Below are 12,659 nucleotides of genomic sequence, written 5' to 3'. Positions count from 1 at the left end.
AAAAATACGTTTTTAACCCCTTCAATGAAAGTCACCGGATTCACCTTTATAAGAAATGCAATCGCGAACGATTATCCGGTATCAGAAGCCATTCGCTCTGTTTTGCCACTATGCGATGAATTTGTTGTCGCCTTGGGTAATTCTACCGACGACACCGCTGAACTTATAAGGTCGATCTCATCAGATAAATTAAGAATAATTGATACCATATGGGACGATTCTCTTCAAAAAGGAGGGCAAGTTTTCGCTGAGGAAACAAATAAAGCAATCAAAGCCATCTCAGCAGACACCGACTGGATGATTTACATACAGGGTGACGAGTGTATACATGAAAAATACCACGATGTGATCAGACAGGAAATGAAAGACAACCTGAACGACGAACAAATAGAAGGATTACTATTAAAATACACGCATTTTTATGGTTCTTATGATTATTATGCGCAATCCAGACGTTGGTACAGACGGGAAATCCGAGTGCTGAAAAATCTGCCTGGTATACATTCATATAGAGATGCCCAAGGATTCAGAATCAATGACCGAAAATTAAGGGTAAAGTTAATTGATGCTTATATTTATCATTACGGCTGGGTAAAAGCTCCTAAAGCCTTGCAAGGCAAAGTCAGGAATTTTAACCAGTTCTACCAAACTAAAGACTGGATCGAGCAAAACCTTCCGGTTCAGGGAACCTTTGATATGCGAAATGCAGACCGGCTGATTCGATTTCAAGGAAGTCACCCTAAAGTAATTCAAGACAGAATAACAGCAACCAATTGGACATTTGATGAGGACCTGACTAAGTCTGTTCCGAAAATGAACCTTAAAAGAAGAGTATTACAAAAAATAGAAGACCTTACAGGAGTCCGGCTCTTTGAATACCGCAATTATAAAATCGTTAAATAAATAACTTTTCTGAATGCGATAAGCATTCATCAACTTATACAATGCAAAAAAAAATAACTGTTGCTTTATTAATTTCCACATACAACTGGCCTGAAGCGCTGGAGCTAACACTCCTTTCAGCATTAAATCAAACGCAGATGCCGGATGAAATACTAATTGCAGATGACGGTTCAACAGAAAGCACAAAGACTATAATAGAAAAATACGCGTTATTATTCCCCATTCCAATCCGTCATTTATGGCAGGAAGATAAAGGATTTAGATTGGCTAAAATAAGAAACAAAGCCATAGCAAAAACGAATAGCGACTATATTATCCAAATAGACGGGGACATCATCATGCATCCATACTTCATACAAGATCATATTAAGTTTGCCAAGCCCAATTCATTTGTCAGGGCAAGCAGGGTCTACATTAATGAAGTAGTTTCTAATCAGATGCTAGAAAAGTGTCAGTACAAAATAAGCGCGTTTAGCAAAGGAATATCTAATTTTTTCAGTGCCGTAAGAATCCCATTTTTATGGAAGTACTTCGAAAAAAACTATAAGATGAAAGGAGAAGAGCTTTACGAAATACATGGATGTAATATGGCGTTTTGGAGAAAAGATGCTATTAAAGTTAATGGATACAACGAATCTTTTAATGGCTGGGGGCCAGAAGATAAAGAATTTATCACAAGGTTATTAAATTCAGGAGTCCAAAAACGCTTTATTAAACTTGGTGCAATTGCATTTCACATCTACCACAAGGAAAATGCAAAAACATTTTTAAAGGAAAACACAGAAACCTTTAAAGAAGCAATTCTCCACAAAAAAACATACAATGAGTTTGGGATCAATCAATACCTTTAAGTAATGCAAATCAATTCAATTTCGTTGGTCATTTCTACTTATAACTGGGCTGAGGCTTTACGTCTGTCTTTAAAAAGCGTTTTATCACAAACCAGAATGCCTAATGAAATTCTAATTGCTGATGATGGCTCTGGAGAAGCAACGAAAACAGTAATTGATTTCTTTAAAAAGAATACCCAAATACCAATAAAACATTTTTGGCAGGAAGACATTGGATTTAGAAAAACCATTATTATGAATAAAGCCATTGCCGCGGCAGGTGGGCAATACATTATTCAGATTGACGGGGATATAATTCTTCATCCGAAATTCATTGCAGATCATGTATCGGAGGCTTTACCGGGACATTACATCAAAGGCAGCCGTGCTATGCTTTCCCCAACCCGGACGCATAAAATTCTAAAATTCAAAAACACCGATATCAGTCCCTTTAGCTCGGGCGTTGGCAGTAAGATCAACGCAACTCACTTTGCTTCCTTATCTCATATATTCAGAGGAGACAAGTTCAGGTCAAACAATTTGCGAGGTTGTAACTTTTCCTTCTGGAAAGAAGATTTTATAGCTGTAAATGGCTATAACAATGACCTGGAAGGTTGGGGTCATGAAGACATCGAACTAGCTGCCCGCTTAACCAATCTGGGCATTAAACAAAGACAATTAAAATTAAGGGCAGTTTGTTTCCATCTATATCATAAGATAAATCCACGTCATAATGAGGATTTAAATTATCAGAAATACCTTAAAGTGATTCAAGACGGCGTTATTCAATGTAAAAACGGCATTAAATACTTGTAATCAGTAACGACCCAATTACAATAAGGCATGTTTTTATAATTTTCCATTTATTTAGCCTGAACCAACTGGGATTCTTTTTTGAAAAACTCATATCAATTCTTTCGGCAAAACCGCTAAGCCTCCCTTTTGAAAGCGATTCATACAAATAACCGGCTTCGTAACAATTTTTTAACCAGAACAGGTAAAATGCCAGCGATAAAGAATATTTACCTGACAGATAAACACTTCTTATAAAGTTTGTTATAAATTCGGCTAACACTACAACAGAAAGAATTGCAAATAAGCCAGATAATGAATAATTTATTATTATAAATGGGGAACAGATAAGTAGCAATAATAATGTTTCTATGGTATTTGTAAAATCATGATAGGTAAATGACCTAATTGAAGGCAAAGGTGCTATTTGTGCTGCACCAGCTCCATATCTAAGCAAACGCCGCGTGTGCCCCCCATCCCACCAGGGATGCTCTACTACCGCATCACGAACAGAAATATACTTCTGGTCATTCAGCAGCGCATTTCTAACTAAAAATTCGATGTCTTCACCACCTTTTTTTAGCACCTCACTAAACAACGAGGGATCCATTTTATCCCGATTCAACATAATATTAGTAGTAGGAATCCACATTAACTCCTTTTGCGTTTTTGCACCTTTAGAATGTCCGGTATTCCCATTGATATCAAGCGCCAATGTTGCCATATCATACGGTTCAGGAAAAGTCGTAACCCCGGCAAAACCTAAAGCATCGGTGTCCTTAGCAATTGCATCGGCATACGCGGTCAATAACGTTTTATCTGGGACTACGTCATCATCCAATAACAATAGCCATTTACCAGTACCAAGAGCTATCCCTTTGTTTCTTGTCTCAGAAAAACCAAGGTTAGTTTCATTTAAAATCAATTGAATAGATCCATTTTTCGCAAGTGCTAAAATAGAACTTGGAATTTCTAAACCCGGATTATCATCTACAATGTAAAAATTAAGCTTGAAACCAGCAGGCTTATCAACATTTACTATCCTAAGCAATATGTCTTCATCCATACGAAACGATGGAATTACAACATCTATGACATCAGTTACATACATATATCGGCAAATATACATAGTTTAAATCACCATGTCATTTCCTATCTTTGAATATGATAAATACCGATGCAACCGAAAGTTCGCAACCGATTTTAACGATTATTATTGCTACGTATAATGCAGCTCAATATATTAAAGATTGTCTCTATTCCATTACTGAAAATATAATTGAACCTTATGAACTCATCATTGTAGATGGAAAAAGTAGTGACGATACACTTGAAATTGTTAAGAGTTTTACCACTATAAACGCGACTGTAATATCTGAAAAGGACAAAGGAATTTATGATGCAATGAATAAAGGAACTAGTCTTGCCACTGGGAAGTGGGTATTGTTTTTAGGTGCAGACGACAGACTATTGCCTTCCTTTCGTAAAATATTTAGCCACCTCAACAATAGCAATACCATTTACTATGGAAATTGTATAAATGGAGAAAATCAGTTTGGGGGAGAGTTTTCAGCATATAAACTAGCGAAAATGAATCTATGTCACCAGGCCATTCTTTATCCTTTAACTGTTTTCAAAAAATACTCTTTTAACCTTAAATATCCTGTTTTTGCCGACTATCTATTAAATATTCAATGCTGGGGTGATCCTTTATTTATAAAAAACTATTTGAATATCAACCTTGCATTCTACAATATGGATGGTTTCTCTTCGACAGCAGAAGACATGGCTTTTAAAAAAGACAAAGCCAAATTTGTAAAAAAATATCTGGGAAATGTAACTTATGTAAGATACAGGATCAGAAAATTTAAAGAATCCAGAAGACCTGGAAGCAAATTCTTCTAATCCTAACAAAGATAATTACTTACATTTGCCCTTTTAATTATCATAATTATAGAATGAAGGACTACTTCCGATTACTATCCTACGCAAGGCCAATTGAAAAATTCGCCATACCGTATGTTATTACGACCCTGCTTTATATACTATTCAACACATTAAACCTTGCTCTGTTAGCTCCGTTGTTAGATACCCTTTTTAATAGTCGTACTGCAGAGGCAATAGCTCCAGATAGTCTCCCTACAATTGAGGGAGACCAAAAATGGTGGGATGTTATGGGAATGATAAAACAAATCCCCGATTATTACATTCACAATTATGGTCCGCAGGAAGCATTAAAATTCGTATGCATAGTTATTGTAGTTTCGGTATTCTTATCAAACATATTTAAATACCTGTCTAACAGAACAATGGAAGACCTCCGCATCCATACTCTGCTTAGCCTAAGGAGATCTGTTTTTAATAACGTGATGAACCTTCATCTAGGTTATTTTAACAGTCAACGAAAAGGTGATATTATCGCAAAAGTATCATCAGATGTTCAGGTTGTACAATTTACAGTAACCAATACATTACAAGTTGTATTTAAGGAGCCCTTAACCTTAATTGTATATGTAGCACTCCTTTTTGCCATTTCTGTAAAGCTCACTTTATTCTCTTTATTGGTTATTCCAATATCCGGATTTATCATAGCGAAAATAGTAAAACGACTCAGGCAACAGGCCACCAAAGCACATGAAACTTTCGCTACCATGCTAGGCTATTTAGATGAATCACTCGCGGGGATAAAGATTGTAAAAGCTTTTAATGCTACAGAATATGTAAAAGACCGTTTCCATCAGGAAAATGTAACTTATTCAAATATTACCAGAAAAATGGCGCGCAGACAACAACTCGCTTCTCCTGTATCCGAATTTCTAGGTGTAATAATGGTAGCAGGGATCGTATATTTTGGAGGGTCGATGGTTTTAACCGGTCAATCGACTTTATCGTCAGCAGAATTCATTACCTACATCGCTATTTTTTCTCAAGTAACACGTCCTGCAAAAGCACTTTCTGATGCTTTCACAGGCATACACACTGGCCTTGCTGCAGGTAAAAGAGTTCTCGATCTAATCGATGTAAAACCAGAGCTCATCGATAAACCAAATGCTGTAATAGTAAAATCGTTCGATAATTCAATCAAACTTGATGATGTATGCTTCTCTTATGGAGAAAGAGAGATATTAAGCCATGTAAATTTAGAAATTCCAAAAGGTAAAACAATCGCACTTGTTGGTCCTTCTGGTGGGGGGAAATCTACCCTGATGGATCTACTGCCAAGATTTGTCGAGCCACAATCCGGAAACATCTATATAGACAATCTAAACATCAGAGATGTCAATATACAATCTTTGAGAAGTATGATGGGTTTTGTGAATCAGGAGTCGATACTGTTTAATGATACGATCTTTAACAATATTGCATTCGCAAAGCCCAATGCAACAATGGACGAAGTAATCGCTGCCGCAAGAATTGCTAATGCACATGATTTTATTGAAGAATCTGAGCACGGATATGAGACCTTTGTGGGAGACAGGGGAGTCCGCTTATCAGGAGGACAAAAACAAAGACTCTGTATCGCAAGAGCCGTATTAGGAAACCCTCCTCTCATGCTACTTGATGAAGCGACCTCAGCGCTTGATACCGAATCGGAGAAACTGGTACAAGATGCCCTCTACAAACTGATGAAAAATCGTACATCGTTAATTATAGCTCACCGTTTGTCGACCATACAAAACGCAGATACTATTGTTGTACTTGAAAAAGGAAAGATAATTGAACAGGGATCTCATAATGAATTAATGCTCAATGATGGTCTATATCGTAGACTGATTGATATGCAAACATTTGAAGATTAAGACATCTATTAGTTATTAAAACGATATTCTCAAAAAGATGAACACTTTGGTTTATGATAAAAATACCCCTGTTTTATTTTTAATATTTAACAGGCCGGACAATACAGCTAAAGTTTTTGAAGCTATCAGGAGTGCAAAACCAAAAAAACTGTACGTTTCTGCAGACGGGCCTCGTACTGAAGAAGAAAAAACAGTTTGCGAACAAACCAGAGCTATTCTTAAAAATATCGATTGGGAATGCACGGTATTGACCAACTTATCCGAACATAACAAAGGTTGTAGGGTAGCCATGAGCGAAGGTATCTCCTGGTTTTTCAAGCAAGAAGAGGAGGGCATCATCCTTGAAGATGATTGCTTACCTTCAGCTAGTTTTTTTGCATTTTGCTCCACATTATTAGCCCACTATCGATATGATACACGAATTACTCATATTGGTGGTTCAAACTTTCAACTCGGAACAAAAAGAAGTGAGGCTAGCTATTATTTTTCAAATCTTACTCCTGTATGGGGTTGGGCCAGCTGGAGAAGGACGTGGAACAATTACGATGTTGATCTAAAGAGCTTCCCTTCATTTAAAGAACAAGACCTTATCAATAACTGTCAAAGTCACTTTCCTTTTAAAGAAGGATGGTTAAATGCATTGGAAAAAACTTACAATGGAGAAATTGATACCTGGGACTATCAGTATGCCTATGCGAACCTAATAAACCATGGACTGTCTGTGATTCCCAATGTCAATTTAATCTCGAATATCGGTTTTGGACCCAATGCTACACATACTTTTGACCAAAATTATGTTTTTGCATCATTACCTACTGGAGAGATCAATACAATAACCCATCTTCGATACGTCATCCCAAATGTTCAAGCGGATGTATTTACGCAAGAAAAAGAAAGCTATATCCCACCCCGAAAAAACAAATTATCTAGGATGTGGAAAAACACAAAATCTTTTCTGAAAAAACGCTAACCAGCATCAGCGCCAATAAAATGCTTAAACTTATGAATTCGTTTATTTATTTTTTTGCGCGCCTTTTCTAAAAAGGATACATATAGGTGGTATAAATAAGGTAATGTGCCTAAATTATCATAAATCAGTTTGCTTCTGTTTTTAAAAAAAAACCGATCCCAATCTGTGCCGGAAATACCTAAATGATTAAATATTGAAATAACAATTTCATAATATTCAAATTTAATCTTTTGCTCTTTCCATAGTCTAAGAAGGAGAACATTGTCGGCAGCTATCTTATAGTTTACATCATACTGGTGAGTTTCAAATACTATTTTGGGATAAAGTAATGCTTGATGGCAAATATTAGCTCTTACGAGCTTAAACTTATTTATCGGGCCATCATATTGCGGAATTCCCTTGTAAATTACACAACCATAGTAAGCAGTAGATTTATCAACCAGATTATTTGCCAATTCTGAAAATCCCGGCAAAAGCAAATCATCAACACCAAGAAACATATACCAGTCCCCATTACAATATTGAATAGCCTTATTCATAGCATCATAAATCCCATTATCAGGTTCACTTAACCAAAAAGCTATATTATGACTATTTTCTATTAAGATATCTACCGTTCGATCCTGGCTATTGCCGTCCAATATTATATGCTCTATGTTCGGGTATTCCTGATTTCTTACAGTATCAATACAAGCCTGGAGAAATTCGGCTCCATTACGCACTACCGTAATAACGGAAATGAGAGGAATGTGATCCTCCTTTATAGAACTTATACCCGATATAGCATACCCACCTTTATTCATAAAGACATTTTTATTATTGCTTCAAAGATACCAACTTTCAATAAACGTCTACATACAAATACTCAAATCCAGCAATTCAATTGCTAGCTTTTTTAATACCTTTAAAAATTCTGGAAAAAGCCTCGTAAAACACATAAATGAATATATTAAAATCAGAATTAAACGCTCATCTTTCAATCAGAAAGAGGCCTGCAAATTATCAAAACAATCATGAACATCTGTTTAAAAATGCATTTCAACAGGAAATTAATCAAACTACTTTATTAAACTTAAAGAAGGTAAACATTCTAAAAGGCACAATATTCAATGTCAGTAAACTAAAGTCCTATCCTTCTCTTTCCAGTATACAGCCGGTATCAAAAAAAGTACTATTCAAAAAGATTTTTAAATTAATACTCCCACAAAATAAAATCCATGATGCTATCTGGATAAATGACGATTGGAGCGAGGAGTATTTTCATTGGTTAACAGATGCACTAACCAGATTAATTACAATTGGAACTTTTACACCTAATCGACTGGTAATCTTACCTGAATCTTACAAAACAAAACCTTATATCTCCCAATCCCTCGAACTGCTTAAATTTGAAATATCTTATTACAACCCAAGAAAGAGATTAGTTATAAGCAATCTCTATACATGCACTCATACCGCCCCCACAGGGAACTATAATAAACATATAATAAATAATCTCAGAGATCGATTTTTAAAAGACAAGAAATCATTCCCGACTAGAAAAATATTTATCAGTCGGCAAAAGGCGACCAGAAGAAAAATCCAAAATGAGAATCAGGTCATCTCTTTGGTATCACATTACGGTTACGAAATACACTTCTTTGAAGATTACGATTTTCTGCAACAGATAGCGATAATGTCAGAAACGAAATCACTTATAGGCCTACATGGAGCCGGCTTAACCAATATGCTCTTTATGCCTTGTAATGGCCAGGTAATGGAACTCAGAAATGAAGGCGACAACCACAATAATTGTTTCTTTTCTCTAGCATCAGACTTAGGGCACGATTATTTTTATCTATTAAACACTGGTAATACGGAAAACACGCACCTTGTAGAAGTTACAGTAAATATACCAAGACTCAAGGAAGCGCTTACATTAATGGAGGTCTAGCTTCAATGTATGCACAAAAAACAGTTTATTAGAATAAATTTATAATTTTACTCCATGATAAATGTATTAATGGATCACCAGACGTTTGATATGCAAAAATATGGTGGGATCTCAAGATATTTTGCCAATATATATCATTATTTACTAGATGATTCTGACTACAAAAGCGAAATCAGCCTGCTAAAGACCAATAATTTTTACCTGGGAGAAGATGTCTTTTCAAAGAATCCGTTTATAAAATTTATTTTAAAAAAGCATAAAAAACAGCTCAAGTATAATAGAAAGTTTTCTGCAAAAAAAATAAGCGAAAATAATTTTGATATATTTCACCCTACATATTATGACCCCTACTTTCTTAAAGAATTAAGAAAACCATTTGTGCTTACCGTTCATGATATGATTCATGAAATATATCCTGAATTTTTTGCCCCTTATGATGAATTCAGCAAATTTAAGAGGCTAACTATTAATCGTGCAGATCATATCATTGCCATCTCGGAGTCCACAAAAAAAGATCTACAAAAATTCTTTGCCATCCCAGATGAAAAAATAACTGTGGTTTACCATGGCATAAACACTAGCCTGAAAGCTAAACTACCTGCGCTGTCAATCGTTCACTCTCCTTATATTTTATACATTGGAGACCGGGCAGGATACAAAAACTTCTTTCGCCTTCTTTATGCATTTAAAGAACTCAGCCTCGTCCACAACAATCTTAAACTCGTATGTACAGGCAATTCATTTAACCCCGTTGAAAGCGAATTCCTAATCAGAAACAACCTCAATGATAAAATAGTGCAAATTGCAGCTTCTGATGAAAGTCTAGACGCCCTTTATCAACATGCAATATGTTATGTCAGTCCTTCCCTGCTCGAAGGCTTTGGCTTCCCCATATTAGAGGCTTTTGCCAACAACTGTCTCGCTCTTTTAAGTGATACCCCCTGCTTCCGCGAAATAGCTGGTGATGCCGCCATTTATTTTGACCCGCTTTCAATTGATGACATGAAAGAAAAGATACTTCAGGCAGTAGAAAGCAGTTCAATTAAAAAGCAAATGACTGCCTACGGAACTAAGCAATTGTTAAAATTTCCACTCGAAAAATCAATGCAGGGGACTAAAGACGTTTACGGAAAATTAATGCGCTAATCCCTCATTACCATTCCATGGGCAAAAACTCGTCAATAAAAAATATATTAACCCAGTTTAAGCTGCCTAATTATCCATTGTACCGGCATTGGAATAGGCTTTTCGAATGCATAATACAATCCGCAATTTTGTGCAACTTCAATAATATAGGCAAACCTATTGTAAGGATTATTATTGAAAATAAATTTCAAATATCCTCTCATGGCCATTTTGGAGAATTTACTTCTTCCTAAAGTTTTGGATCGTTCTGCTTCATAATGTTCAGGAAAAACCTGTCCTGTCGTTATGGTACTTTCTATAAAAACCCCGTAAAGTAATCTAGCGATATAATCATAATTCGCACGCTTGGCCGGGATAATATGGTTCAGTTTAAGGCCTGGTGACACACCTGCACCTAAACCCATTTTTAAGGACGACAATACGATTTGTACATCACCGCCGCTACTTAGTTGATTTCCTTTTCTATCAGATAAAGTTAATTTACCACCATTTACCAGTTCGACATAGTTTTTCAAGTAGGTTGCCTTTACACACATACCTGTTCCAAAAGGATAACAATTTTGCCATTCCCTGGTATTTGCATAAGCCACGTGTTCATTGTGTCGTTCTTGAAAAACACCCCTTGCGTATTCTTCAATATCCTCGTCAATGCCATCCACAAAATCTACCCAAATGTTTCCCGGCCCCCATACAGCGATGTGCTTATGCTTCTGGTTTAAACGATGTAATTCCTGCAGATAATTGACTTCTGGTTCATTGTCGTCATCAAAAAAAACAATCACCTCGCCTTTGGCATCTTTTATTCCGGCGAGCCTTGCCGAAGTAAGCCCTTGCTTTAGCTCATTGATCAATCTCAGGTTATTCATGTTCCCAAGTAATTCTTTAACCATTAAACTATCCTTTATAGGCTCTGTACTGTTATTGTCAACAAGGATAACTTCAACATTTAAATGATCCATATTTAGGCGGGCGACCGCATTCAGGCATCGCTCTATTAACCTGGGATCTGGATTGTAAGTACAAATAATTACGGAATAATCAATCGGCATCGGCTTCGATTTAAAATAAAATACAAAGGTACGGGGATAAATAGAAAAAATGAAATCAACACAAGATCAATGGGTTATCACAGGCCATCAACTACCAATAGTCCATTTTAACCTGGTTCTAACTAGCCCCTTTACAATAATAAAAGTTAACAGATAGGAGATTGTAAAACGGATACAGCTATAAAATGCGGCTAAATAGACATTCAGATCTTGGATTTCTATACTAAAAGGCCTCAAAACTTCTCTCAACAAATAGGTAATGACGATATGGTGCAAGAGGTAAATCCCATAAGTCGTTTTGCGTGGCTCCAGTATTTTATTAACGGCTGGCATAGCACCTCTTTTTAACAACAAGGCAAAAAACGACAATGAGTAGAGAATGTTAGTGACGCGCAAAGTATTATAGGCGTCGGTTACACCGTTCAGTTTAAGGTAAACCGTTTCCAAAACGGACAGCAAAAAAAGCAAAAAAGTAAAAGTAAGCAACCGCCCAGTGGTAATACTATGGATAAAATGCATAATCCGCGCATAATTACGATTGATATAAGCCCCAAGCCACAGAAAAAACACAAAGCCAAACACCGCGGTCGTATGCTCGGTTATAAACCACCCAAAATATAGGTTAATACTATACACCAATGAAGTTAGGCCCAATATTATCCCAAAGCCGGTTTTGTATAAGTGTTTCTTAAAAAGAAGCAGCAATGCAATACAAATCAAAAAATTGAGCACAAACCAAAAACTCGTACCAGTAACGGCGTTATAATACTCCCCCCCTAAATAAGCTACTACATCGTCGGGCAAGGGATATGCCACGGCATTTCTAGCGTGCCTAAACCATAGATCAATAAAATTCATTAGAATCAATACATGAAGCCATAACAACCATGGCCCAATGGTACTCCTCAGCCTGTTCTTCATGTATTGAACCGGCGTATATTCGGTAAACTTATAATTGATTAAAAAACCCGAAATTAGAAAAAAGGCAATTGTTGTAAATTTAAAAAATTGCAGCACAGATGCCTGAACAAAGGTAGAGGAAAAGTCATCGTATTTGATCCAGCCCAAATCGGCCGAATGTTCAAAAACAATGCCCACCATAGATAATCCCCTAATTGTATCTACAAAATCAAAATTCTTCTTCTCTTTTACTTTAGTCTGCTCTATTTCACTCATCAATATTCACACGTACTCCTTCTAACCGAAATACACACATAGTTTGGTAATCTTTACAAT

12 protein-coding genes are annotated in these 12,659 nt (G+C 36.2%); 8 read left to right on the top strand and 4 right to left on the bottom strand.

All coding sequences use genetic code 11. The annotated features are described in order from the left end of the window. Nucleotides 1–24: 24 nt before the first annotated feature. From R2Q84_RS12605 to R2Q84_RS12595, 3 genes are read left to right on the top strand one after another with little or no spacing between them, the layout of a single operon-like run. Nucleotides 25–903: a glycosyltransferase family 2 protein gene (locus R2Q84_RS12605; protein ID WP_316816902.1), complete on the top strand. Its 879-nt coding sequence runs from the start codon at nt 25–27 to the stop codon at nt 901–903. A 41-nt stretch (nt 904–944) separates the two neighbouring features. Continuing rightward, complete coding sequence (locus R2Q84_RS12600; protein ID WP_316816901.1) at nt 945–1,754, top strand: glycosyltransferase family 2 protein; 810 nt, start codon at nt 945–947, stop codon at nt 1,752–1,754. A 3-nt stretch (nt 1,755–1,757) separates the two neighbouring features. Beyond that, on the top strand, nt 1,758–2,549 hold the full coding sequence (locus tag R2Q84_RS12595; protein ID WP_316816900.1) for a glycosyltransferase family 2 protein: 792 nt from the start codon (nt 1,758–1,760) through the stop codon (nt 2,547–2,549). Here the strand turns inward: R2Q84_RS12595 and R2Q84_RS12590 are convergent. Further along, nucleotides 2,536–3,654 (bottom strand): glycosyltransferase, encoded by a 1,119-nt coding sequence (locus R2Q84_RS12590; protein ID WP_316816899.1) that lies wholly within the window; start codon nt 3,652–3,654, stop codon nt 2,536–2,538. The two genes, R2Q84_RS12595 and R2Q84_RS12590, sit on opposite strands and share 14 nt — an antisense overlap. Nucleotides 3,655–3,689: 35 nt before the next feature. On the opposite strand from R2Q84_RS12590, the gene R2Q84_RS12585 reads away from it, so the two are divergent. Genes R2Q84_RS12585 through R2Q84_RS12575 form a run of 3 tightly spaced genes read left to right on the top strand, consistent with a single transcriptional unit; the run spans nt 3,690 to nt 7,295 of the window. Beyond that, a complete protein-coding gene (locus tag R2Q84_RS12585; protein ID WP_316816898.1) occupies nt 3,690–4,430 on the top strand; it encodes a glycosyltransferase family 2 protein in 741 nt (246 codons plus the stop codon). A gap of 53 nt (nt 4,431–4,483) precedes the next feature. After that, nucleotides 4,484–6,325 carry an ABC transporter ATP-binding protein gene (locus R2Q84_RS12580; RefSeq protein WP_316816897.1) on the top strand — a complete coding sequence of 614 codons (1,842 nt, stop codon included), beginning with the start codon at nt 4,484–4,486 and terminating at the stop codon, nt 6,323–6,325. 37 nt (nt 6,326–6,362) lie between these two features. Next, a complete protein-coding gene (locus R2Q84_RS12575; RefSeq protein ID WP_316816896.1) occupies nt 6,363–7,295 on the top strand; it encodes a nucleotide-diphospho-sugar transferase in 933 nt (310 codons plus the stop codon). Here the strand turns inward: R2Q84_RS12575 and R2Q84_RS12570 are convergent. Beyond that, the gene (locus R2Q84_RS12570) at nt 7,292–8,098 is read right to left on the bottom strand and encodes a glycosyltransferase family 2 protein (RefSeq protein WP_316816894.1); all 807 of its coding nucleotides are present in this window, start codon (nt 8,096–8,098) and stop codon (nt 7,292–7,294) included. The two genes, R2Q84_RS12575 and R2Q84_RS12570, sit on opposite strands and share 4 nt — an antisense overlap. Nucleotides 8,099–8,235: 137 nt before the next feature. Here R2Q84_RS12570 and R2Q84_RS12565 point away from each other — a divergent pair, with 137 nt between their 5' ends. Together R2Q84_RS12565 and R2Q84_RS12560 are read left to right on the top strand one after the other, a co-directional pair. Then, a complete protein-coding gene (locus R2Q84_RS12565) occupies nt 8,236–9,228 on the top strand; it encodes a glycosyltransferase family 61 protein (protein ID WP_316816893.1) in 993 nt (330 codons plus the stop codon). Between the two features lie 54 nt (nt 9,229–9,282). Beyond that, nucleotides 9,283–10,374, top strand: coding sequence for a glycosyltransferase family 1 protein (locus tag R2Q84_RS12560; protein ID WP_316816892.1), 1,092 nt, complete (start codon nt 9,283–9,285; stop codon nt 10,372–10,374). Between the two features lie 47 nt (nt 10,375–10,421). Here R2Q84_RS12560 and R2Q84_RS12555 read toward each other — a convergent pair whose 3' ends face one another. Then, nucleotides 10,422–11,423: a glycosyltransferase gene (locus R2Q84_RS12555; RefSeq protein WP_316816891.1), complete on the bottom strand. Its 1,002-nt coding sequence runs from the start codon at nt 11,421–11,423 to the stop codon at nt 10,422–10,424. A gap of 87 nt (nt 11,424–11,510) precedes the next feature. Then, complete coding sequence (locus R2Q84_RS12550; protein ID WP_316816890.1) at nt 11,511–12,599, bottom strand: acyltransferase; 1,089 nt, start codon at nt 12,597–12,599, stop codon at nt 11,511–11,513. Nucleotides 12,600–12,659: the final 60 nt, after the last annotated feature.

The organism is Pedobacter nyackensis (assembly GCF_032678475.1).
Lineage (GTDB): Bacteria > Bacteroidota > Bacteroidia > Sphingobacteriales > Sphingobacteriaceae > Pedobacter > Pedobacter nyackensis_A.
Note: the sequence above shows the minus strand (reverse complement) of the source record. Positions and strands in the feature narration are given on the sequence as shown.